This is a genomic window from Massilia yuzhufengensis (genome assembly GCF_900112225.1).
Taxonomy (GTDB): Bacteria; Pseudomonadota; Gammaproteobacteria; order Burkholderiales; family Burkholderiaceae_D; genus Telluria; species Telluria yuzhufengensis.
In genome coordinates this window covers 78578-99567 of the sequence record NZ_FOLD01000019.1, presented here as the reverse complement: position 1 = coordinate 99567, position 20990 = coordinate 78578, and the positions used below count along the sequence as shown (strand labels likewise).

Annotated in this window: 24 protein-coding genes; 19 read left to right on the top strand and 5 right to left on the bottom strand. The window is 67.7% G+C overall.

Going from position 1 to position 20990, the window contains the following annotated elements; all coding sequences use genetic code 11:
* Nucleotide 1 precedes the first annotated feature (1 nt).
* Nucleotides 2–151 (top strand): cbb3-type cytochrome oxidase assembly protein CcoS, encoded by a 150-nt coding sequence (gene ccoS / locus BM031_RS16020; protein WP_091875564.1) that lies wholly within the window; start codon nucleotides 2–4, stop codon nucleotides 149–151.
* A 37-nt stretch (nucleotides 152–188) separates the two neighbouring features.
* Here ccoS and BM031_RS16015 read toward each other — a convergent pair whose 3' ends face one another.
* Complete coding sequence (locus tag BM031_RS16015) at nucleotides 189–587, bottom strand: TraR/DksA family transcriptional regulator (RefSeq protein ID WP_091875563.1); 399 nt, start codon at nucleotides 585–587, stop codon at nucleotides 189–191.
* 154 nt (nucleotides 588–741) lie between these two features.
* Here BM031_RS16015 and ccoN point away from each other — a divergent pair, with 154 nt between their 5' ends.
* From ccoN to BM031_RS15980, 7 genes are all read left to right on the top strand, one after another.
* Nucleotides 742–2190: a cytochrome-c oxidase, cbb3-type subunit I gene (gene ccoN, locus BM031_RS16010; RefSeq protein ID WP_091875562.1), complete on the top strand. Its 1449-nt coding sequence runs from the start codon at nucleotides 742–744 to the stop codon at nucleotides 2188–2190.
* A 16-nt stretch (nucleotides 2191–2206) separates the two neighbouring features.
* Entirely contained in the window at nucleotides 2207–2821 is a 615-nt protein-coding gene (ccoO, locus tag BM031_RS16005) for a cytochrome-c oxidase, cbb3-type subunit II (protein ID WP_091875561.1), read from the top strand.
* A gap of 1 nt (nucleotide 2822) precedes the next feature.
* Nucleotides 2823–2993, top strand: a complete 171-nt coding sequence (locus BM031_RS16000; protein WP_091875560.1) for a cbb3-type cytochrome oxidase subunit 3 — start codon at nucleotides 2823–2825, stop codon at nucleotides 2991–2993.
* Nucleotides 2986–3921 (top strand): cytochrome-c oxidase, cbb3-type subunit III, encoded by a 936-nt coding sequence (gene ccoP / locus BM031_RS15995; RefSeq protein WP_091875580.1) that lies wholly within the window; start codon nucleotides 2986–2988, stop codon nucleotides 3919–3921. The genes BM031_RS16000 and ccoP overlap by 8 nt, the downstream gene beginning before the upstream one ends.
* Nucleotides 3918–5294: a cytochrome c oxidase accessory protein CcoG gene (gene ccoG, locus BM031_RS15990; protein WP_091875559.1), complete on the top strand. Its 1377-nt coding sequence runs from the start codon at nucleotides 3918–3920 to the stop codon at nucleotides 5292–5294. The genes ccoP and ccoG overlap by 4 nt, the downstream gene beginning before the upstream one ends.
* Before the next feature lie 18 nt (nucleotides 5295–5312).
* Nucleotides 5313–5819: a FixH family protein gene (locus BM031_RS15985; protein WP_091875558.1), complete on the top strand. Its 507-nt coding sequence runs from the start codon at nucleotides 5313–5315 to the stop codon at nucleotides 5817–5819.
* 81 nt (nucleotides 5820–5900) lie between these two features.
* A complete protein-coding gene (locus tag BM031_RS15980) occupies nucleotides 5901–6293 on the top strand; it encodes a hypothetical protein (protein ID WP_091875557.1) in 393 nt (130 codons plus the stop codon).
* Here BM031_RS15980 and BM031_RS15975 read toward each other — a convergent pair.
* Nucleotides 6280–7050 (bottom strand): ThuA domain-containing protein, encoded by a 771-nt coding sequence (locus tag BM031_RS15975; RefSeq protein ID WP_091875556.1) that lies wholly within the window; start codon nucleotides 7048–7050, stop codon nucleotides 6280–6282. The two genes, BM031_RS15980 and BM031_RS15975, sit on opposite strands and share 14 nt — an antisense overlap.
* Before the next feature lie 209 nt (nucleotides 7051–7259).
* Between BM031_RS15975 and BM031_RS15970 the strand changes: the two genes are divergently transcribed.
* The 5 genes from BM031_RS15970 to BM031_RS25160 all read left to right on the top strand — a co-directional run bounded on the left by BM031_RS15970 (nucleotide 7260) and on the right by BM031_RS25160 (nucleotide 11959).
* Nucleotides 7260–9083, top strand: a complete 1824-nt coding sequence (locus BM031_RS15970) for a DUF885 domain-containing protein (RefSeq protein WP_091875555.1) — start codon at nucleotides 7260–7262, stop codon at nucleotides 9081–9083.
* Between the two features lie 81 nt (nucleotides 9084–9164).
* The gene (locus BM031_RS15965; RefSeq protein ID WP_091875554.1) at nucleotides 9165–9527 is read left to right on the top strand and encodes a hypothetical protein; all 363 of its coding nucleotides are present in this window, start codon (nucleotides 9165–9167) and stop codon (nucleotides 9525–9527) included.
* A gap of 95 nt (nucleotides 9528–9622) precedes the next feature.
* A complete protein-coding gene (locus tag BM031_RS15960) occupies nucleotides 9623–10051 on the top strand; it encodes a VOC family protein (protein WP_091875553.1) in 429 nt (142 codons plus the stop codon).
* A gap of 47 nt (nucleotides 10052–10098) precedes the next feature.
* Entirely contained in the window at nucleotides 10099–10932 is an 834-nt protein-coding gene (locus BM031_RS15955; RefSeq protein WP_091875579.1) for a metallophosphoesterase, read from the top strand.
* A 223-nt stretch (nucleotides 10933–11155) separates the two neighbouring features.
* A complete protein-coding gene (locus BM031_RS25160) occupies nucleotides 11156–11959 on the top strand; it encodes a hypothetical protein (RefSeq protein ID WP_143084612.1) in 804 nt (267 codons plus the stop codon).
* Here the strand turns inward: BM031_RS25160 and BM031_RS15945 are convergent.
* The 3 genes from BM031_RS15945 to fnr are packed head-to-tail and all read right to left on the bottom strand — an operon-like array spanning nucleotide 11864 to nucleotide 14353.
* Nucleotides 11864–12769 carry a DMT family transporter gene (locus BM031_RS15945; RefSeq protein ID WP_091875551.1) on the bottom strand — a complete coding sequence of 302 codons (906 nt, stop codon included), beginning with the start codon at nucleotides 12767–12769 and terminating at the stop codon, nucleotides 11864–11866. The genes BM031_RS25160 and BM031_RS15945 overlap by 96 nt on opposite strands.
* A gap of 59 nt (nucleotides 12770–12828) precedes the next feature.
* A complete protein-coding gene (locus BM031_RS15940; protein ID WP_091875550.1) occupies nucleotides 12829–13581 on the bottom strand; it encodes a helix-turn-helix transcriptional regulator in 753 nt (250 codons plus the stop codon).
* A 7-nt stretch (nucleotides 13582–13588) separates the two neighbouring features.
* Complete coding sequence (gene fnr / locus BM031_RS15935) at nucleotides 13589–14353, bottom strand: fumarate/nitrate reduction transcriptional regulator Fnr (RefSeq protein ID WP_091875549.1); 765 nt, start codon at nucleotides 14351–14353, stop codon at nucleotides 13589–13591.
* Between the two features lie 170 nt (nucleotides 14354–14523).
* Between fnr and BM031_RS15930 the strand changes: the two genes are divergently transcribed.
* From BM031_RS15930 to BM031_RS15905, 6 genes are all read left to right on the top strand, one after another.
* Nucleotides 14524–15936, top strand: a complete 1413-nt coding sequence (locus BM031_RS15930) for a cytochrome ubiquinol oxidase subunit I (protein WP_091875548.1) — start codon at nucleotides 14524–14526, stop codon at nucleotides 15934–15936.
* A gap of 2 nt (nucleotides 15937–15938) precedes the next feature.
* Nucleotides 15939–16958 carry a cytochrome d ubiquinol oxidase subunit II gene (cydB, locus tag BM031_RS15925; protein ID WP_091875547.1) on the top strand — a complete coding sequence of 340 codons (1020 nt, stop codon included), beginning with the start codon at nucleotides 15939–15941 and terminating at the stop codon, nucleotides 16956–16958.
* On the top strand, nucleotides 16958–17086 hold the full coding sequence (locus BM031_RS15920; protein ID WP_091875546.1) for a DUF2474 family protein: 129 nt from the start codon (nucleotides 16958–16960) through the stop codon (nucleotides 17084–17086). The genes cydB and BM031_RS15920 overlap by 1 nt, the downstream gene beginning before the upstream one ends.
* Before the next feature lie 88 nt (nucleotides 17087–17174).
* Nucleotides 17175–17855, top strand: a complete 681-nt coding sequence (locus BM031_RS15915) for a TorD/DmsD family molecular chaperone (RefSeq protein WP_229408940.1) — start codon at nucleotides 17175–17177, stop codon at nucleotides 17853–17855.
* An 18-nt stretch (nucleotides 17856–17873) separates the two neighbouring features.
* A complete protein-coding gene (locus BM031_RS15910) occupies nucleotides 17874–18110 on the top strand; it encodes a formate dehydrogenase (protein WP_091875544.1) in 237 nt (78 codons plus the stop codon).
* A gap of 40 nt (nucleotides 18111–18150) precedes the next feature.
* Entirely contained in the window at nucleotides 18151–20973 is a 2823-nt protein-coding gene (locus BM031_RS15905) for a formate dehydrogenase subunit alpha (protein WP_091875543.1), read from the top strand.
* The last annotated feature ends 17 nt before the right edge of the window (nucleotides 20974–20990 follow it).

Genomic DNA, 20990 nt, shown 5'->3' with positions numbered 1-20990 from the left:
GATGGAAGCGCTTTACTTGCTCGTTCCGCTCAGCGTGGTGCTGGTGGCGCTGGCGCTGTGGATCTTCTTCGGGGCGGCGGGGAGCGGGCAATTCGAAGACCTGGAGGGGCCCGCCATGCGGGTACTGGTGGACGATGACGATGCGGCGTGACCGCATCCACCGGTAACCGGCATGCCGCCCCGGCGGCCTACATCGACGGGCCGCGCCCCGTGTGCCGGTCTTTCTCCAGCTGCTCCTGGCAGGCGATGCACAGGCGCACGGTGGGCGTGGCCAGCAGGCGATCCTCGGGGATATCCTGCCCGCAGGCTTCGCAAATGCCGGCCCCGCCGGATTCCAGCTTGCCGATCGCAATGTCGATCTCGTGCAAAAGGGCGGACTCGTGGTCGGCCAAATGCTGCTCTATGTCGCTGAGCATGTCCGATTGCGGCGCGTCGTCGGACTGGCCCTGGTGGGCCAGCGGGGCGATGGCCGGGGCTTCGTCGTCCGGCGCGTCGGTGCGCGAGCGCAGGGTCGCGAGCAGGTCTTCACGCGCCTCGTGCAGGCGCTTGCTCAATACTTCCGATACCGATGGGGAGAGGGGCGGCATGGCGTTCTTCCTGTAGTGGGCTGGACAGCGCGGGCCGCCAGCGTTGCTCGATACCTGAGCTGATGCTGAACAATTTGATTCACATCAAGGATTTTTATAGTTCAAAAACCTACCCTCCTGATTGTCAACCATCAAGAATTTTCAGGAGAGTATCTTGGACAGCAGTCTAGTCTATAACTACAAGATCGTGCGCCAGTTTGCCATCGCGACCGTGGTCTGGGGCGTGATCGGCATGGCGGCCGGCGTCTTCATCGCCGCCCAGCTGGCCTGGCCGGCACTCAATTTCGACATCGCCTGGCTCAGCTACGGGCGCCTGCGTCCCCTGCACACCAACGCGGTGATCTTCGCCTTCGGCATCTGCGGGCTGTTCGCCACCTCGTACTACGTGGTGCAGCGCACCTGCCAGGTGCGGCTGTTTTCCGACCGCCTGGCCAGCTTCACCTTCTGGGGCTGGCAGGCGGTGCTGGTGTCGGCGGCGATCTCGCTGCCGATGGGCTTCACGCGCGGCAAGGAGTACGCCGAACTGGAATGGCCGATCGCGATCCTGATCACGGTGGTGTGGGTGGCCTATGCGGTGGTCTTCTTCGGCACCATCTTCAAGCGCCGCGTGCAGCACATCTACGTGGCCAACTGGTTCTTCGGCGCCTACATCCTGGCGGTGGCGATCCTGCACGTCGTCAACGGCGCGGTGGTGCCGGTGTCGGCGATGAAGTCGTACCCGGTCTACGCCGGCGTGCAGGACGCCATGATCCAGTGGTGGTACGGCCACAACGCGGTCGGCTTCATCCTCACCGCAGGCTACCTCGGCATGGTCTACTACTTCATCCCGAAGCAGGCCGAGCGCCCGGTGTATTCGTACCGGCTGTCGATCGTCCACTTCTGGGCCCTGATCTTCACCTACATGTGGGCCGGCCCGCACCACCTGCACTACACCGCGCTGCCCGACTGGACCCAGTCGATCGGCATGGTGTTCTCGCTGATCCTGCTGGCGCCGTCCTGGGGCGGGATGATCAACGGGATGATGACCCTGTCCGGCGCCTGGCACAAGCTGCGCTCGGACCCGATCCTGAAGTTCCTGATCGTGTCGCTGTCCTTCTACGGCATGGCCACCTTCGAGGGGCCGATGATGTCGATCAAGACCATCAACGCACTGTCGCACTACACCGACTGGACCGTGGCCCACGTGCACGCCGGCGCGCTGGGCTGGGTCGGTTTCATCACGATGGGCTCGATCTACTACCTGCTGCCGCGCCTGGCCGGCAGGAAGCAGATGTGGAGCATGCAGCTGGTGGAAGCGCACTTCTGGGTCGCCACCATCGGCATCGTGCTCTACATCGCCTCGATGTGGATCGCCGGCGTGATGCAGGGCCTGATGTGGCGCGCCGTCAACCCGGACGGCACGCTCACCTACACCTTCGCCGAAAGCGTCAAGGCAAGCTACCCGTACTACGTGATCCGCTTCACCGGCGGCCTGCTGTACCTGTCGGGGATGGCGCTGATGGCCTTCAATACCTGGAAGACGCTGGCCGGTACGGTGAACGTCGACGCCCGCATCCCGCTGCCGCACGCGCCGGCCGCCATGCCCGCCCCGTCCCACGCCTGAACCCTGGACTATCGACATGAAATTTTCCCATGAATGGATCGAGAAGAAGCCCTGGCTGCTGATTGGCCTGGTGCTGCTGGTGATCTCCTTTGGCGGCCTGGTCGAGATCGTGCCGCTGTTCTTCCAGAAGTCCACCACCGAGCCGGTGGCGGGCCTGAAGCCCTACTCGCCGCTGCGCCTGGCCGGCCGCGACGTGTATATCCGCGAGGGCTGCTACAACTGCCACTCGCAGATGATCCGGCCGTTTCGCGCCGAGACCGAGCGCTACGGCCACTATTCGGTGGCGGGCGAGTTCGTCTACGACCACCCGTTCCAGTGGGGCTCCAAGCGCACCGGTCCGGACCTGGCGCGCGTGGGCGGGCGCTACAGCGACGAATGGCACCGCACCCACCTCGACAACCCGCGCGACCTGGTGCCGGAATCGAACATGCCCGGCTATCCATGGCTGGCCGGCGCCAGGCTGAACCCGGCCGAGATCATCCCGAAGATGCGCGCGATGCGCCGCGTCGGCGTGCCCTACAGCGACGCCGAGATCGCGGCCGCGCCGCAGGACCTCGAGGGCAGGACCGAGCAGGACGCGCTGGTCGCCTACCTGCAGGGCCTGGGCACGCAGATCAAGACAAGGAACTGACATGGCTCTCCAACAGATATTCGATAACGCAAGCAGCATCATGACCGTGGTCAGCTTCGCGACCTTCCTGGGCATCGTCGGCTGGACCTACCTGCTGCGCCGCGGCAGCGATTTCGACCAGGCGGCGCGGCTGCCGTTCGCCGACGAGGCGGTGGAGGATGGGCATGGCTGATTTCTTCAACGATTTCTGGCACTGGTACGTGGCGATCATCACGCTGCTGTCGATCCTCGGCTGCGGCATCCTGCTGTGGTCGCAGTCGAGCTACCGGGCCAAAGTGGGCGCCGACGGCAAGGTGGAAACGACCACCGGCCACGTGTGGGACGAGGACTTGACCGAACTGAACACGCCGATGCCGCGCTGGTGGGTGGTGCTGTTCTATCTCACCATCGCGTTCGGCCTGGCCTACCTGGCGCTGTACCCGGGCCTGGGCAGCTATGCGGGCAAGCTCGAATGGAACGCCGCCGGCGAATACAAGGCCGAACTGGCGCAGGCCAGGCAGGAACACGGCCCGCTGTTCGCGGCCTTCGCCGGCCAGGACATCAAGGCGCTGGCGGCCGACCCGCAGGCCCAGGCCATCGGCCAGCGCCTGTTCCTGAACTACTGCGCCCAGTGCCACGGCTCGGACGCGCGCGGCAGCAAGGGCTTCCCCAACCTGGCGGACCGCGACTGGCTGCACGGCGGCGAGCCGTCGGTCATCAAGGCCAGCATCATGCACGGTCGGGTCGGCGCCATGCCGCCGATGGGCGCCGCGCTGGGCTCGGACAAGGACCTCGAGAGCGTCGCGCAGTACGTGCGCAGCCTGTCGGGACTGGCGGCCGACCCGATCAAGGTCGCCTTCGGCAAGCCCAAGTTCGGCGCCTGCGTGGCCTGCCACGGCGCCCAGGGGCAGGGCAACCCGGCACTGGGCGCGCCCAACCTGGCCGACAAGGTGTGGCTGTACGGCGGCAGCCAGGAGACCGTGATGGAAACCATCCGCAAGGGCCGCACCAATACCATGCCAGCCTTCGGCGAGTTCCTCGGCGAAGAGAAAGTACACGTACTGGCGGCCTATGTGTGGAGCCTGTCGAACCCGCCGGTGACGATGGCGGCGGCAAAATGAACGCGCCGCGGGAAACGGTGGTGCGCATGTACGCCGCGCGCGAGGACATCTACCCGCGCGAGATCCGCGGACGCTACGCGTCGCTGCGCTGGGCCTGCGTGTGGCTCACCCAGCTGCTGTTCTATGGCCTGCCCTGGCTCGGCTACAACGGCCGCCAGGCGGTGCTGTTCGATCTGGCCGCCCGCAAGTTCCACCTGTTCGGCCTGGTGTTGTGGCCGCAGGACTTCATCTACCTGGCCGCATTGCTGATCCTGTGCGCATACGGGCTGTTCCTGGTGACGGCGGTGGCCGGGCGGGTGTGGTGCGGCTTCGCCTGCCCGCAGACGGTGTACACCGAAGTCTTCCTGTGGATCGAGCGCCGTTTCGAGGGCGCGCGCAGCGCCCGCATCCGGCTCGACCGCCAGCCCTGGACCCTGGAAAAGCTGGCGCGCAAGGGCGGCAAGCACCTGGCCTGGGGCGCGGTGGCGCTGTGGACCGGCTTCACCTTCGTCGGCTACTTCACGCCGGTGCGTTCGCTCGCCGGCGGCGTGGCGAGCTTCGGCCTGGGCGGCTGGGAGCTGTTCTGGATCGGCTTCTACGCGCTGGCCACCTACGGCAATGCCGGCTGGCTGCGCGAGCAGGTCTGCAAGTACATGTGCCCGTATGCGCGCTTCCAGAGCGTGATGTTCGACCGCGATACCCTGGTGGTCACCTACGATGCGGCGCGCGGCGAACCGCGCGGCGCGCGGCCTGCGGGACGCGCGGGCGACTGCATCGACTGCAGCATGTGCGTGCAGGTGTGCCCGACCGGGATCGATATCCGCAAGGGCCTGCAGATCGAATGCATCGGCTGCGCCGCCTGCGTCGATGCCTGCAACAGCGTGATGGACAAGGTGGAAAGGCCGCGTGGCCTGATCCGTTTCGCCACCGAGAATGCACTGGCGCACAAGCTGTCGCTGGCGCAGGTGCGCGCGCGCGTCCTGCGCCCGCGCGTGCTGGTCTACACGGCCGTGCTGGCGGTCTTCGGCACCGCGATGGCAGCCTCGCTGGCGCTGCGCAACCCGCTCAAGCTCGACGTGATCCGCGACCGCGGCGCGATGGGGCGCGAGGTGGAGGACGGCATGATCGAGAACGTCTACCGGCTGCAGGTGATGAACACCACCGAGCAGCCCCAGCGCCTGCGTGTCGGGGTCGAGGGGATCGCATCGGCCCGGGTGGCCTCCGGCAGCGTGATCGAGATCGGCGCGGCCACGACCCTGGCCGTGCCGGTGCGGGTACGCATTGCCGGTGGCGACGGCAAGCCGGGATCGAACCGGATCGCCTTCAACCTGGCATCCGGGGACGGCGGCGCACTGCAGGTCAGCGAAGACGCCAGCTTCATCGTCCCGAAATAAGACAACAAGGAGTACGACATGCATCCGCAATCCGACGCGCCCTGGTACCGCCACCGCTGGCCGTGGTTCCTGATGATCGGCCCGGCGCTGGTGCTGGTCGGCGGGGTCGTGATGACCGTGCTGGCCGTGAGCCGCCCGGACGCGATGGTGGTGGGCGACTACTACAAGCAGGGCAAGGCCATCAACCAGGAACTGCGGCGCGACCGCGCGGCCACCCGGCTCGGACTGGCATTCGAAGCCGCCTATGAGGCCCGGGCGGGGCGCATCAGCGGCCGCCTCACAAGTTTCGGGATCCCCGTCGCCGCGCCTTTCCACATCCGCCTGGCGCATCCGACCCAGCCGGGAAAGGACCGGGTGCTGGAAGCACTGCCGGACGCCCAGGGGCGTTTCAGCGCGCACGCGCCTTCGCTCGAGCCGACGCACTGGCAAGTAGTCGTCGAAGGCGGCGCGCGCGACTGGCGCCTGGCGGGAAAATGGCATCCGGCTGGCCAGCGTGGCCTGGTCATCCTGGCCGACCAGGGCTGAACAGTGAGAATTGACGCAGTTTCCCTGCCGCGCTACCTGCTATCTTGTCGGGAAGATCCCGACATTCACGCTGGAGAGCATATGCGTCATTCATGTTTTATCGCCGCCGCCCTGTGCGGCCTCCTGGCCGCCGGCCCGCTGCACGCCGCGCAGGAGTCGGGCGCGCCCGACAAGCCTGCCGTTCCCGACTACGAGCGCATCGGCCGCTTCATCTACGCCTTCCACCGCACCGGCGCCAACCCGGAAAAACTCAGGGATCCGCTGGTCGCGCGGCGCGCGCCGCCGGAACTGGCCACGCGCGCTGCCGAGCTTGCCGACAAGTTCGACGCCATCGTCAAGCAGCGCGTCACGCTCCCGGACGACGAGCTGAAAGCGACGCTGCGCGAAGCCGAACTGGTGAGCGCCGCCCTGTGGCGCTGGCGCGAAGGCCAGGCGCAGCAGGAGAGCGCCGGCTGGACCGTCAGTCCGCGGTGAAGCCGCGCCCCGTCGCAGCCCAGTAGATGCCGCCGTACAGGTGGTGCATGAACACCGGGTCGCGCCAGGTCGCCGGCAGATGGCCCAGGGCCGTGTAGAACGCGCGCCCGCCGTCGTAGGCCTGGTACCAGCTCACCGGATGGAAGGCGCCCATGCCCCGGCTCTCCATGCCCGGCCGCCTGGTCTCGGGCCGGTAGGTCGATTCGTCGACCGTGAGCAGGTAGTTCAGCTTTGACGTGGCGGGACCGAACTCGTACCATTCCTCGGTAACCAGGCTGCGCGGCGCGAAGCGTTCCATGCCGGGGAAGTTGCGCTCGCGGACCTGCAGCACGGCCGTCTGCACCGCCGGGTGCACGCGGAACATGTGGCCGACCATCCGGGTGTACCACGGCCAGCCGTACTCGGTATCGGCGGCGCTGTGCACGCCCACGAAGCCGCCGCCCTGGCGGATGTAGCGCTCGAACGCGGCCTGCTGGGCCTCGTCCAGGATGTCGCCGGTAGTAAGCAGGAAGACCACTGCCTGGAACTTGGCCAGCTCGGCGTCGTTCATCACGCGGCCGGCGTCCGCCGTCCAGAAGACCGAGAAGTCGTGCAGCTTGCCCAGCTCCTGCACCGCCGTCACCCCGGCGTGCACGGCGTCGTGGTGCCAGCCGGCCGTCTTGGTGAAGACCAGCACCTTGAACTGTTCGGCATGGGCGGGCAGGGCCGCCATCGCGGCGGCGAGCAGCAGGGAAGAGGGGGTGAAAGATAATTTCATTTGTAGTCTTTTGGTGAAATATTATTTCATGGACGTGCGCGCGACGGCGCTCCAGCATCATAGATCAGGAACAGGCGAGGCTGCCCCTCACTGAGGTCTGTACATACCGTTGGCACATTGTTTATCAGATCTGTTCCGTGTTAGATTCCTCCGCACAAAACACGGCGTGCGACGCCGCCATCGACCACGACAAGACAGAGAGACCATCCATGCCATCCTTCCGCCTGCGCAGCGCCATCGGCGCCCTGTTCATTCCCGCCGCCGTGGCCCTGGCCGCGATGCCGGCAGTGACGATTGCGGCGCCGGTGGCGAAAGCCGCCGCCGCCACGCCGAACAAGGCCTTCGACAGCTGGGCCGAGAAGTTCGCCGACGACTGGGTGCGCATGAACCCGCAGGTGGCGACGTCGACCCAGTACTTCAGCGGCGCCGAGCAGGCCAGGCTGGATCGCGAACTGACCCCGCTCACCAAGGCCCAGCGCCAGAAGATGCAGGCGCAAGCCAGGGCCGCGCTGGCGCGCCTGGACAAGTGGATGGTCGGCCCGCTCGACGACAGCCAGCGCATCTCGGCCGCGGTCATGCGCTGGTCGCTGCAGAACGTGGTCGCCAACGAGCCCTTCGAAGACCACGGCTTCATCTTCTCGCAGTTCAGCGGCGTGCAGGTCGGGCTGGTCAACTTCATGACCACCACCCACCCGCTGCGCAACCCGCTTGACGTCGACAGCTACCTGGCGCGCCTGGAGCAGATCGGCGCCCGCATCGATGAAGCGCTGGCGCGCGCCCGCGGCGCCGCCGCGCAGTCGCTGATCCCGCCGCGTTTCATCCTCGAGCGCGCCCAGTTCCAGGTCGACAGCTTCCTGAAACCCGACGCCGCCGGCAACGTGCTGGTCACCTCGCTGGCCCAGCGCACCGAGAAGATGGACGGCCTGGACCCGGCCGCCCGCAGCGCCGCCCTCGCGCGCGCCGCCCGCATCGTCGAGGAACGCATCCGCCCCGCCTACCAGCGCGTGCAGGCATTCATGCTGGAGCTGCATCCGCGTACCGGCGACGTGGCCGGCATCTCGCGCCTGCCCAATGGCGCCGCCGCCTATGCGCGCGCGGTCGAGAACTTCACCAGCACCAGGCTCACGCCGAACGAGATCCACGAGATCGGCCTGCGCGAAGTGGCGCGCATCGAAGGCGAGATGGACCGCCACCTGCGTTCGCTCGGCCTGGTCGAGGGCAATATCGAAACCCGCATGAAGCAGCTCGACGCGCGCTTCCAGCCGAAAGGCGAGGGCGACCCGCGCCCGGCCATCCTGGCCAGCTATGTCGAGATGGTCAAAGACGCCGAACGGCGCAGTGCTTCTCTGTTCAACTTGAAACCGCGCGCATCGGTCGACGTGCGGCGCGAGCCGCCGCTCACCGAGCCGTCGGCCGCCGCCCACTACTCGCTGCCGGCGCCGGACGGCACCCGTCCCGGCATCTTCTGGGTGCCCATGCGCGGCCCGACTTTCGACATGATCCGCATGCGCAGCCTGTCCTACCACGAAGCCGTGCCGGGCCACCACTTCCAGCTGGCGATCCAGCAGGAGCTGACCGGCATTCCGAAATACCGCAGCCAGCGCATCTTCAGCGGCGGCAGCGCCCACTCGGAAGGCTGGGCGCTGTACACCGAGCGCCTGGCGGTGGAGCAGGGCTGGTACGAAGGCGACGTACCCGGCCTGTTGGGGGCGCTCGGCTCGGAACTGTTCCGCGCCCGCCGCCTGGTGGTCGACACCGGCCTGCACACCAAGGGCTGGACCCGCCAGCAGGCGATCGACTACGGCATCGGCGCCCAGGAAGTGGAGCGCTACGTGGCCTGGCCGGGCCAGGCCAACGCCTACATGATCGGCATGCTGCGCATCATCGAGCTGCGCGAAAAGGCGAAGAAGGAACTGGGCGCGAAGTTCTCGCTGCCGGGCTTCCACGACCTGGTGCTGGGCGCGGGTTCGGTGCCGCTGGACGTGCTGGGAGAGCTGGTGGAAGGCTGGATCGCGCGCCAGAAGAAGGCCTGAAGAAAAGCGGGCGGTGTGGGAATGCGTGAGCCTGTGGCGGGCGCCGCTCTGGTATCGTCTGCGCCTTCGACCGGAGACACCATGAAAAAAACCATCGCCACCGCCCTGCTGGCAGCTGCCGCCACCACCGGCTGGGCCGCCCCCGCGGCCCCGCCCTTCAGCGTCACGACGCGCCTGGGCATGTCCACCACCACCTTCTCCTGCGAGACGGCGGCCAAGGCAGCCTGCCATTACCTGATCCTCAATTCGCTGTGCCAGGAAAAGCTGGTGGCGGGCGGTGCGAAGGAACGCAGCTGCCAGTACACGCAGGCGGTGCCGCCGTTCCAGATCAAGGCCGGCGAACGCAAGACGGTGGCGAACCTGCCCGCCGACTACGTCTACACCATGAAACTGGGAGCAGACCCGGCGCCGCAGGACGTGCTGCGTTCGCCGGTCCCGCACTGAGGCGCGCCCGGATCGCCGTTGCCCCGAGGCGGTTTTGACCCTACACTGCTGTTCCACCCGCAGCATGTCATGAGCGTCTTCTCCAGGAGCACAGCATGGAAACTATGGAACTGCACCGCGGCCGCCTGATCGACCACATCCAGCTGGTCGTGCGCGATTTGCCGGCCTCCCAGAAATTCTACAGCGCGATCTTCGAGGTGCTGCAGGTGCCGCTCGGCGGCACCGGCGACAGCTATTTCTGGTTCGACGAGCTGTTCGTCTCGAGCGTGGACAGCGAAGCCGCGCTGGGCGTGCCCACCGGGCGCCACCATCTGGCCTTCCAGGCGCGCGACCAGAAGATGGTGGAGGCCTTCTACCATGCCGCGCTGGGCGCCGGCGGCAAGGACAACGGCCATCCGGGCGAGCGCTCCTATCACCCGGGCTACTTCGCGGCCTTCGTGCTCGACCCGGACGGCAACAACATCGAGGCGGTCTACCACGGCCAGGCCACGCGCAGCGCCCCGTCGGTGAAGATCACGTTCTGAGGCCGGTGGCGCAGCCCGGCGGCGAAAGCCGCTATACTGCGCCGACCATGCGCCTCCAGCTTTTCTCCGACCTGCACCTCGAACGCTACCCGCACTTCGTCCCGGCGATCCGGGACGATACCGACGTAGTGGTCCTCGCCGGCGACATCGGCTCCTACCAGACCGGCTCGCGCCTGGAGACCGACGAGTTCGGGCTCGGGCGGTTCTCGCCGCTGCGGCCCGGCGCGCCGCGCGCGCGGGTGCTGTACATCCCGGGCAACCACGAATTCGACGGACTCGAGTACGACGAGGCCTGGCTGCGCCTGCGCGCGACCTGCGACCGGCTGGGCATCGAATGGCTGGACCGCGAGACCCTGGTGATCGGCCACGTACGCTTCATCGGCACCACCTTGTGGAGCGACTTCGACGCGCTGGCGGTGCAGGAGACGAACCTGACGAAGCTGATGCAGCGGCGCGACAAGGCCTTCCGCGCCGCCAACTACTACCTGTCCAAGAACACCACGCTGAAGAACGGCGAGCCGGTGCTGGCCGAAGGCATCCGCGCCATGTCGCTGGACTGCCAGGAGTGGCTGCGCGGGGCCCTGGCGGCGCCGTTCGAGGGAACGACGGTGGCGGTGACCCACTTCGCGCCGTCCCTGCAAAGCGCCGACCCGCGCTACGGCCTCACGCCCGGCACGGCGGGCTTCTGCAACGCGCTCGACGCGCTGTTCCCGCAGGCCGACCTGTGGATCCACGGGCACCTGCACTGCACGAACGACTACACCGTGCGGGGCAGCGAGGGTGGCCGCGACTGGGCCTGCCGCGTGGTCGCCAATCCGCTGGGCTACCTGAGCAAGGGCGAGCAGGAAGCGTTCCGGCCGGACCTCGTTGTCGAACTGTAGGGTGGTCCGGGCCACGAAAGGCGGCTACGCCGACCGCGCGTCCAGCAAGCGCATGAGTTGCTACTTCTCCGTCAATCTTTGAACGCGCGGTCGGCGAGCCGACCACCCTACGGGTCACGCTGCGGTACCGGCGGCAGCACCCTGCGCTACCTTGCAAGCGCCGGTGGCGCGGCGCGGCACGAGCCGCCATCATGCGCCGGTCTCCACCATCCGGGTCTGCCCCATGCCATCCTTGTCCGTTCGCCGCTTGCTCGCCATGCTGGTGCTGTGCACCGCCCCGCAACTTGCGCTGCCGGCCAGTGCCGCCCCGCGCGTGCCGGCCCCCTTCGAACAGCTGGTGCCGGCCACGCTGGGCGGGGACGGCCTGGCGCTGGTGGAAGTGCGCCGGCGCTGCGAGGACTGCGATCCGTGGCGCGTGCTGGAGTTTCGGGCCAACGACACCGCCACGCCGGCGTGGCGCGAGAAGGTCTCCGTGCGCGCCGGCGTCACCGCCATGTACGCCTATCCCGGCACCGATTATTTTGCCAACGTGAAGGTCGAGCAGAGCATGCCGGGCAGGTACGAGCAGGACAAGGCGCTCGTGATCCAGCACATCGAGCATGACTTTCGCCTCCTGGATGCGCGCGTGGCGTCTTACCTGGGCACCAACGAGGCGGCGCGCGATAAGCTCATGGCACTGCTGGCGCCCGGAACGAGGACCATGGAATACATGCGCGAGACCGTGCGTGGCGTCGACTACGCCAGCTATACCGTCAAGGTGCTGGGCCTGAGCGGCGGCGCCCTCAGCCAGGTCCACTTCTTCGTGCCCGGCCGCGACGTCATCGTTACCGCCTACCTGCTGCAGCAGAAGAACGCGAAGTTCAAGACCATCGACGAATTCCTGCGCATGCGGGCCGGCTTCATCCGCGCCTGGATCGACCTGCTGGCGCCCCTAGCGCCGGTGGGCGCTGGCGCAGGAGACCACGCCGGCGACCAGCAGCACCAGGGCGGCGGCCTCCAGGCTGCCCGGCCAGCGGCGCTCCCATAGGAAGCCGTAGAGCGAAGCGAAGATGGTCTCGAACACGATCATCTGGCCCATCAGCGCCATCGGCAGCGCGCGGCTGGCATGGTTCCACAGGGCGTTGCCGAGCACCGAGCAGAACACCGCCACGGCGGTGACGAGCAGGACGAACTCCAGCCATTCGGCGCCGCTGTGCACCGGCCCCGCGGCATCGAAGGCCGGCACCGCCAGCAGCAGCGCCTGGGCGCCGGTCATCACGCCCACCAGCAGGCTCCACTCATTGGCCGAGACGCCATCGAGCCGCGCAAGCCAGCGCCGGTTGGCCACCGCGTAGATGGTCCACGACGCCAGGGCTCCGACGGCGCACAGCAGGCCCGCCAGCGAACCGGCGGGCGAGCGCCACGCATCCCAGCCGATGCAGGCCAGGCCGGCCGCGCCCAGCGCCATGGAGGGCGCCAGGCGCCGCAGCGGCAGCGCGCCGGGCTCGCGGCTGCCGGCCAGCGTCACGGCCAGCGGCAGCAGGCCAATCACGATCGAGGTCATGGCCACGCCACCCGACTGCACCGCCTGCGCCAGGCACAGGTAGTAGACAATGTTGCCGCTCAGGCTGAGCCAGGCCAGGGTGCGCCATTCGCGCCAGGTAAGCAGGGCCGCCAGCCGGCGCCACGAGCGCGCCACCAGGACCGCAGCGACCAGACCGTAGGCCAGGTAGCGCCCGGCGGAGAGCTGCAGCGGCGAAAAGCCGGGGGTGAGCTTGGGGGCGAGGAACACCAATCCCCAGAAGGCGCCGGCGGCAATGCCGGCACTGATGCCGAGCCGCGTCGTGTGTGTGTGCATCGATCGTCTCCCGAAAGAGGAGATTGTCGGTGCGCCAGCCAGCGATTGCTTGACCGGGGCTACTGCGGCCTTGACCCCGTCTCGCGATATTCGCGCCGGTAGGCGCCGGGCGTGGTGTCCAGCGCGGAGCGCATGGCGCGGGTGAGGGCGCTCTGCTCGGAGAACCCGGCAGCCAGCGCGATCGCCGCCACCGGCTGGTCGGTCGCGGCCAGCCACTCGCAGGCGCGCGCCAGGCGGCAGCCCAGCAGCCACGCGTGCGGGCTGCTGCCGCGTTCCGAGCGGAACAGCGCATGCAGGCGGCTCACGCTCAGGCCCGCCGTGCGCGCCATGCTGTCGGTGGTCCACGGCAGGCCCGGCTCGGCTTCGATGCGCTCGGTCAAGGCGGCCAGGCGCGAGGCCGGCTGCGGCGCGCCCAGCGTCAGGTGGTCGAGCAGCAGCGGCGTCCAGCCCTGCAGCACCGAAGGCGCGAGCGGCTGCGACCCGGCCACGATGCCCATGAATTCGACCAGCTTGCGCGCCGCCGGGCCGATGGCGGTGAAGGGCCGCTCCAGCAACTGCTGCCACGGCCCGGCCGCGAAGGCTTGCGCGCCGACGTCGAGGATGAGCGACGCGTTGGCGCTGCCGCCCACTTGCGAATGCCAGGCGCCCGGCGCCACCAGCGCCCCATGCAGCGGGTCGAGCCGCCCTTGCCGCCCTTCGATTTCCAGCGCCACCTCGCCGCGCACCGGCAGCACGACCTGGGCGTAGTCATGCCGGTCCGCTTCGCGCACACTGCCGTAGCTGCGCAGGTGGAGCTCGAGGTGGGCAAGCATGGCGGCGCTAGTCCATCGGGCTGCAGGCATCGAGACCGGCGGCCAGGGCCTTGAGCTTTACGGGGTCGAGCAGCCTCACTTCGCGCTTGTCCACCTCCAGCCAGCCCTGTTTTTTAAAACGCGACAGCAGCCGGCTGACGCTTTCGATGGTCAGGCCCAGGTAGTTGCCGATGTCCTCGCGCGACATGCGCAGCCCGAAGCTGTCGGGCGAATAGCCGCGCGCCGCGTAGCGCGCCGACAGGTTCACCAGGAACACGGCGAAGCGCTGCTCGGCGCGCATGTTCCCGAGCAGGAGCATGACGTTCTGCTCGCGCGTGATCTCCTGGCTCATGATGCGGTGGAAGTGGCGCAGCAGCGCCGGCACTTCGCCGAACAGTTCTTCCAGCCGCGCGAACGGGATCTCGCACACTTCGCTGTCCTCCAGCGCCACCGCATCGCAGTGATGGGTGCCGCTGATGGCGTCCATGCCGAGCAGCTCGCCGGCCATCTGGAAGCCGGTGATCTGGGCCTCGCCCGCGGCATTGATCTGGTAGGTCTTGAAATGCCCGAAGCGCACCGCGTACAGGTTGCGGAACGGCTCGCCCATCGCGTACAGGCGCTCGTCGCGCGCCAGGCGCCGGCGCCGGCCGATGATCTGGTCGAGCCGGTTGATGTCGGCATCCTCCAGGCCCATCGGCAGGCACAGCTGGAGCATGCTGCAGGCGCCGCAGCTGGCCTTCAGGCCCGGGATGCTGATGGCGGGCGCGCCGGGGAGGGACATGGGTTGGGACATGGCGGGAACTCGTTAATGCGGACGCTACCATTATAGACCCCCTGCGGCGTGCAGCTAAAGGATCGATGCGGTGCCTTCCGACATCATCCAAACGTGCGCGCCACCGCCTATGCTAGATTCCCGACACGGCTGGGGAAGCCCGGCGACGCATCGACCACAGAGGAGCTTGCATGTCCGCTTTGGACCTGGCGCGGATCCAGTTCGCGTTCACGATGTCCTTCCACATCCTGTTTCCAGCGATCACCATCGGCATGGCGAGCTATCTCGCCGTGCTCGAACTGTGCTGGCTGCGTAGCGGGCGCCAGGTGTATGTCGACCTGTATCACTACTGGCTCAAGATCTTCGCCGTCACCTTCGGCATGGGCGTGGTGTCCGGCATCGTGATGGCCTACCAGATCGGCACCAACTGGAGCACCTTGTCCGAGTTTGCCGGCAGCATCATGGGCCCGCTGCTGTCCTACGAAGTGCTCACCGCCTTCTTCCTGGAGGCCGGTTTCCTCGGCGTGATGCTGTTCGGCTGGACCCGCGTCGGCCCCGGCCTGCATGTCGCCGCCACCTGCGCGGTGGCGGCCGGCACGCTCATTTCGGCCACCTGGATCCTGGCCGCCAACAGCTGGATGCAGACCCCGCAGGGCTACGCCATCGAGGGCGGGCGCATGGTGCCCACCGACTGGCTGGCGATCATCTTCAACCCGTCCTTTCCCTACCGGCTGGCGCACATGGTGCTTGCCGCCTACCTCACCACGGCGCTCATTGTTGGCGCGGCCGGCGCCTGGCAGCTGCTCAAGGGGCGCGACAACCCGGCGGTGCGCAAGATGCTGTCGATGGCGATGTGGATGATCCTGCTCGTCGCGCCGGTGCAAGCGGTGGTGGGCGACTTCCATGGCCTCAATACCCTGCAACACCAGCCGGCCAAGCTGGCGGCGATGGAAGGGCATTGGCAGAACGCGCCGGGCGAGGCGGTTCCGCTGCTGCTGTTCGGGATTCCCGACATGCACGCGGAAACCACCCGTTACGCGGTCGGCATCCCGCACCTGGGCAGCCTGATCCTCACCCACAGCTGGGAGGGCCAGATACCGGCGCTCACGGATTTCCCGCGCTCGGAGCGGCCGAATTCCCTCATCGTCTTCTGGAGCTTTCGCCTGATGGTGGGCCTGGGCCTGTTGATGATCGCGCTGGGCGCCTGGAGCCTGTTGCTCAGGCGGGCAGGGCGGATCTGGCGCCAGCGCGCCTTCCTGCGCTTCGCGCTGTGGATGGGGCCGGCGGGACTGGTGGCCATCCTGGCCGGCTGGACCACCACCGAGGTCGGGCGCCAGCCCTGGGTCGTGTATGGCGTGCTGCGCACCGCGGACGCCGTCTCGCCGCATGGCGTGGGCCCGCTCGCGCTCAGCCTGGGCCTGTTCGTGGTGGCCTATTTCTTCGTGTTCGGCACCGGCACCCGCTATGTGCTGCGGATGATCCGCAAGGGACCGCAGCACTTCGAACTGAACCAGCCGGCGCAGGGCGGGCCGGGCGAGCAGCGCACGCCGAGCCGGCCGCTGTCGGCGGCGGACGTCGCCGACGACGAGGGTGGAGGAGGTTGACTATGGGAATCGATATGACCGTCACCTGGGCCGTCATCATCTTCTTCGCCGTCTTCATGTACGTGCTGCTGGACGGCTTCGACCTCGGCATCGGCCTGCTGTTTCCCTTTACGCCCGATAAACGCGACCGCGACACCATGATGCATACCGTGGCCCCGGTCTGGGACGGCAACGAGACCTGGCTGGTGCTGGGCGGGACCGGACTGCTGGCCGCCTTTCCGGTGGCCTACGCGATCATCCTGTCGGGACTCTACCTGCCGCTGGTCTTCATGTTGATCGGGCTGGTGTTCCGCGGCGTCGCATTCGAGTTCCGCTTCAAGGCCAGGGAAGGCGAGCGCCACCTGTGGGACCAGGCCTTCATCGGCGGCTCGGTGGTGGCGGCCTTTTTCCAGGGCGTCGCGCTGGGCGCCTTCCTGGACGGCATCACCGTGTCGGGCCGCAGCTTCGCCGGCGGGGCGCTCGACTGGCTGGCCCCGTTCCCGTTGCTGGCGGGCATGGGCGTGATGGTCGCCTACACCCTGCTGGGCGCCACCTGGCTGGTGATGAAGACCGAGGGCGAGCTGCATGCGCGCATGGTGCAGGTAGCGCGTCCGTTCGCGCTGATGCTGCTGGCCGCCATCGCCATCGTCAGCATCTGGACCCCGCTGCGCGACCCGGCGGTGGCCACGCGCTGGTTCAGCTTTCCCAACATCGTGTTGCTGGCGCCGGTGCCGGTACTGGTGCTGGTCTTCATCGCGCTGCTGCTGTGGGCGCTGCGCGGCAAGGACCAACGGCTGCCGCACCGCCTGCCCTTCGTGGCGGCGCTGGCGCTGGTCTTCCTTGGGTATTGCGGCATGGCGATCAGCATCTGGCCGCACATCGTGCCGCCCGCGATCTCGATCTGGGAAGCCGCCTCGCCGCCGTCCAGCCAGGGATTCGCGCTGGTGGGCACCCTGGTGATCCTGCCGGTCGTCCTGGTGTACACCGGCTGGTCGTACTGGGTGTTCCGCGGCAAGGTCAAGGCCGATGCGGGGTACCACTGATGGCGAGCCGTGCCGAATGGATGCGGCGCCTGGGGTGGATGGCGGCCCTGTGGGCCGGCGGCGTGGCGGCGCTGGCGCTGGTGGCCTACGCGATCCGCGTGATCATGCATGCCCTCGGCATGCGCTAGCGGCGACTGCACAGCCAACCGTGCGCGGCTCGGCCGCGGGGAAGACTACACTTCCCATGAATCTTTGTTAACACAGGAGAGCAGCACCGTGCCCCTTTCCGACGCGCCGCAGGCCGCAGGTTTCGCAGGTATCCCGGCGCATGGCATCGTTCCTCTTCCGCTCTCCGGCGAGGACCAGGCGCGCGCCGACCTGTACGCACTGCTGTCGCGTCTGCTCATGGCGCCGCCCGACGCCGCGTTGCTGGCCGCACTGGCCGGGGCCGACCCCATCCTGGCCGAGGGCGGTGACCACGGCCTGGAACTGGCCTGGGAAAAACTCACGCAAGCCTCCGGCGTCATGGACCCGCACGCGGTCGCCGCCGAATTCGACACCCTGTTCATCAGCATCGGCACGCCGCCGGTCAACCCCTATGGCTCGCTCTACCTGTCCGGCTTCATGAACGACAGCCCGCTGGCCGGCCTGCGCGCCGACCTGGCCCGCTTCGGCGTGCAGCGGGTGCGCGGTGTGGCCGAGTTCGAAGACCACCTGGGCGCCCTGTGCGAGACCATGCGCGTGCTGGTCACCGGCGCCCCCGGCATCCGGCGCCAGCCGCTCGAACACCAGCAGCAATTCTTCGAGGCCCACATCGCGCCCTGGTACGCGCGCTGCGTGGCCGATATCGCGGCGGCCGAAGGCGCCAATTACTACCGGCTGGTAGCGCGGCTGGCCGGCGCCTTCCTCGACATCGAAGCGCAAGCCTTCGTGGTCGGGGAAGCGCTCATCGATTAAACTGAAAGAGGCAAGGGCATGGAACAGCATCCACACAAGCAGGAGCAGTTGCAAGGGCCGGAGGGCACTCCCGACCCGGCGCGGCGCAGCTTCCTGAAGGCCGCGCCGCTGGGCGCGCTGGCCGTGGTGACCGGCAACGCCGGGGCCGTCGAGGCGCCGGTCGCGCCCGTGGCAGCACCAGATCCGGCCGTCAAGCGCGGCTACCACGAAACCGAACACATCCGCCGCTACTACGAGACCGCCGCCTACTGGTGAGCTGAAGCAAAAAACCGATGCGTGACACGGGAGACCCAGCATGTCCTTAGTCAAGACACCCCGCGACAGCGGACTGAAACGGCGCCGCTTCCTGGTCGGGGCCGGGGTGGCCGCCGGCGCCGGCGCCTTCGCCCGCCACCTGCCGCTCAATGTCATCGAACCGGCCACGGCGGCCGACACGGTGGCGGGCGCCCCGGTGCCCACCGAGATCAAGCGCACCATCTGCAGCCACTGCTCGGTGGGCTGCTCGGTCGATGCGGTGGTGGCCAATGGCGTCTGGGTGCGCCAGGAAGCGGCCTTCGATTCGCCCCTCAACATGGGCGCACACTGCGCCAAGGGCGCCTCGGTGCGCGAACACGGCTTCGGCGAGCACCGCCTGCGCTATCCCATGAAGCTGGTGGGCGGCAAGTACCAGCGCATTTCCTGGGACCAGGCCATCAATGAAATCGGCGACAAGCTCATCGAGCTGCGCCAGAAATCCGGCCCCGACGCGCTGATGGTCATCGGCAGCTCCAAGCACAACAACGAACAAGCCTACCTGCTGCGCAAATGGGTGTCGTTCTGGGGTTCCAACAACTGCGACCACCAGGCCCGCATCTGCCACTCGACCACGGTGGCCGGCGTAGCCCAGACCTTCGGCTACGGCGCCATGACGAACTCCTTCAACGACTTGCACCACAGCAAGGCGGTGATGTTTATCGGCTCCAACCCGGCCGAGGCCCACCCGATCTCGATGCTGCACTTCCTGCACGCCAAGGAACTCGGCGCCAAGATGATCGTCGTCGACCCGCGCTTCACCCGCACCGCGCGCTTCGCCCACCACTACGTGCGGGTGCGTCCGGGCACCGATATCCCCTTGGTGTGGGGCATCCTGTGGCACATCTTCAGCAACGGCTGGGAAGACAAGGACTACATCGCGGCCCGCACCTACGGCATGGACGACGTGCGCAAGGAAGTGGCCAAGTGGACGCCCGATAAAGTCTCCGACGTCACCGGCGTGCCGGAAGCCTCGGTGCGCATGGCGGCCGAGATGCTGGCCAAGAACCGGCCTTCGTCGGTGGTCTGGTGCATGGGCATCACCCAGCACCACGTCGGCACCGCCAATGTGCGCGCGCTTTCCATCCTGCAGCTGGCGCTGGGCAATATCGGCGTGCCCGGCGGCGGCGCCAACATCTACCGCGGCCACGACAACGTGCAGGGCGCGACCGACGTCGGCCCCAACGGCGATTCGCTGCCGGGCTACTACGGCATCGCCGAAGGCGCCTGGAAGCACTTCGCCAATGTATGGGGGGTGGACTACAACTGGATCCTGTCGCGCTTCGGCTCCAAGGAGCTGATGGAAAAGCCCGGCATCACGGTGTCGCGCTGGTTCGACGCGGTGAACGAAGAAAACCAGTTCATCGACCAGCCATCGAACCTGCGCGCCGTGTTCTACTGGGGCCACGCGCCCAACAGCCAGGTACGCCTGCCGGACATGAAGGCGGCGATGCAGAAGCTCGACATGCTGGTGGTGGTCGACCCCTACCCGAGCATGACGGCGGCGATGCACGGCCGTACCGATGGTGTCTACCTGTTGCCTGCAGCTTCGCAATTCGAGACCCAGGGCTCGTGCACGGCCTCGAACCGCAGCATCCAGTGGCGCGAACGCGTCATCATGCCGCTGTTCGAATGCAAGACCGACCACGAGATCATGTACCTGCTGGCCAAGAAGTTCGGCTTCCATAACGAACTGTGCAAGAACATCAAGGTGGTGCTCAACGAGCCGGTGATCGAGGACATCCTGCGCGAGATCAACCGCTCCTGCTGGACCATCGGCTACACCGGCTGCTCGCCCGAGCGCCTCAAGCTGCACATGGAGAACAAGCACACCTTCAACCCCACCACCTTGCGCGCCGACGACGGTCCCTGCAAGGGCGACTATTACGGCTTGCCGTGGCCGTGCTGGGGCACGCCCGAAATGAAGCACCCCGGCACGCCGATCCTGTACGACATCAACAAGTCGGTGGCCGAGGGCGGCCTGCCGTTCCGCGCCAACTGGGGCGTGGAGCACAATGGCGTGTCGCTGCTGGCGGCCGACGGTTCCACCAACAAGGACAGCCAGCTCGACGTCGGCTACCCCGAGTTCGACCATATCTTCCTGAAAAAACTCGGCTGGTGGGCCGAGCTCACCCCGCAGGAGCAGGCCCTGGCCGAAGGCAAGAACTGGAAGACCGACCTGTCGGGCGGCATCATCCGGGTCGTCATCGCCCACGGCTGCGCGCCCTTCGGCAATGCGCGGGCGCGCTGCAATGTGTGGAACTTCCCCGACCCGGTACCCGTCCACCGCGAGCCGCTCGCTTCGCCCCGGCGCGACCTGGTCGCCAAATACCCGACCTACGATGACAAGGCCAACTTCTGGCGCGTGCCGACGCTCTACAAGTCGGTGCAGGACGTCGATTACTCCAAGGACTACCCGCTCATCATGACCTCCGGCCGCCTGGTGGAGTACGAGGGCGGCGGCGAGGAAACCCGCTCCAATCCCTGGCTGGCCGAACTGCAGCAGAACATGTTCGTCGAGATCAACCCGAAGGACGCGGTGCAGCTTAATGCCAGGGTCGGCGACTACGTCTGGGTCGAGACCCCCACCGGCGCGCGCCTGAAGATGATGGCGATGGTCACCGAGCGTGTGCCGATCGGCCTGGTGTGGATGCCTTTCCACTTCGGCGGCTGGTGGATGGGCGAAGACCTGGAGCGCCACTACCCCGAGGGCGGCGCCCCCACGGTGCGCGGCGAGGCCTGCAACACCGGCTGGACCTATGGCTACGACGCCGTGACCATGATGCAGGAAACCAAGGTATCGCTGTGCCGCGTGGTGCGCGCATGAGCCCGATGAATCCCGAC

What these genes read in the sequence shown, in the direction of transcription:
- ccoS (WP_091875564.1), top strand. Translation starts at nt 2, where the DNA reads ATGGAAGCGCTTTACTTGCTCGTTCCGCTCAGCGTGGTGCTGGTGGCG.
- BM031_RS16015 (WP_091875563.1), bottom strand. Translation starts at nt 587, where the DNA reads ATGCCGCCCCTCTCCCCATCGGTATCGGAAGTATTGAGCAAGCGCCTG.
- ccoO (WP_091875561.1), top strand. Translation starts at nt 2,207, where the DNA reads ATGAAATTTTCCCATGAATGGATCGAGAAGAAGCCCTGGCTGCTGATT.
- BM031_RS16000 (WP_091875560.1), top strand. Translation starts at nt 2,823, where the DNA reads ATGGCTCTCCAACAGATATTCGATAACGCAAGCAGCATCATGACCGTG.
- ccoP (WP_091875580.1), top strand. Translation starts at nt 2,986, where the DNA reads ATGGCTGATTTCTTCAACGATTTCTGGCACTGGTACGTGGCGATCATC.
- ccoG (WP_091875559.1), top strand. Translation starts at nt 3,918, where the DNA reads ATGAACGCGCCGCGGGAAACGGTGGTGCGCATGTACGCCGCGCGCGAG.
- BM031_RS15985 (WP_091875558.1), top strand. Translation starts at nt 5,313, where the DNA reads ATGCATCCGCAATCCGACGCGCCCTGGTACCGCCACCGCTGGCCGTGG.
- BM031_RS15980 (WP_091875557.1), top strand. Translation starts at nt 5,901, where the DNA reads ATGCGTCATTCATGTTTTATCGCCGCCGCCCTGTGCGGCCTCCTGGCC.
- BM031_RS15975 (WP_091875556.1), bottom strand. Translation starts at nt 7,050, where the DNA reads ATGAAATTATCTTTCACCCCCTCTTCCCTGCTGCTCGCCGCCGCGATG.
- BM031_RS15970 (WP_091875555.1), top strand. Translation starts at nt 7,260, where the DNA reads ATGCCATCCTTCCGCCTGCGCAGCGCCATCGGCGCCCTGTTCATTCCC.
- BM031_RS15965 (WP_091875554.1), top strand. Translation starts at nt 9,165, where the DNA reads ATGAAAAAAACCATCGCCACCGCCCTGCTGGCAGCTGCCGCCACCACC.
- BM031_RS15960 (WP_091875553.1), top strand. Translation starts at nt 9,623, where the DNA reads ATGGAAACTATGGAACTGCACCGCGGCCGCCTGATCGACCACATCCAG.
- BM031_RS15955 (WP_091875579.1), top strand. Translation starts at nt 10,099, where the DNA reads ATGCGCCTCCAGCTTTTCTCCGACCTGCACCTCGAACGCTACCCGCAC.
- BM031_RS25160 (WP_143084612.1), top strand. Translation starts at nt 11,156, where the DNA reads ATGCCATCCTTGTCCGTTCGCCGCTTGCTCGCCATGCTGGTGCTGTGC.
- BM031_RS15945 (WP_091875551.1), bottom strand. Translation starts at nt 12,769, where the DNA reads ATGCACACACACACGACGCGGCTCGGCATCAGTGCCGGCATTGCCGCC.
- BM031_RS15940 (WP_091875550.1), bottom strand. Translation starts at nt 13,581, where the DNA reads ATGCTTGCCCACCTCGAGCTCCACCTGCGCAGCTACGGCAGTGTGCGC.
- fnr (WP_091875549.1), bottom strand. Translation starts at nt 14,353, where the DNA reads ATGTCCCAACCCATGTCCCTCCCCGGCGCGCCCGCCATCAGCATCCCG.
- BM031_RS15930 (WP_091875548.1), top strand. Translation starts at nt 14,524, where the DNA reads ATGTCCGCTTTGGACCTGGCGCGGATCCAGTTCGCGTTCACGATGTCC.
- cydB (WP_091875547.1), top strand. Translation starts at nt 15,939, where the DNA reads ATGGGAATCGATATGACCGTCACCTGGGCCGTCATCATCTTCTTCGCC.
- BM031_RS15920 (WP_091875546.1), top strand. Translation starts at nt 16,958, where the DNA reads ATGGCGAGCCGTGCCGAATGGATGCGGCGCCTGGGGTGGATGGCGGCC.
- BM031_RS15910 (WP_091875544.1), top strand. Translation starts at nt 17,874, where the DNA reads ATGGAACAGCATCCACACAAGCAGGAGCAGTTGCAAGGGCCGGAGGGC.
- BM031_RS15905 (WP_091875543.1), top strand. Translation starts at nt 18,151, where the DNA reads ATGTCCTTAGTCAAGACACCCCGCGACAGCGGACTGAAACGGCGCCGC.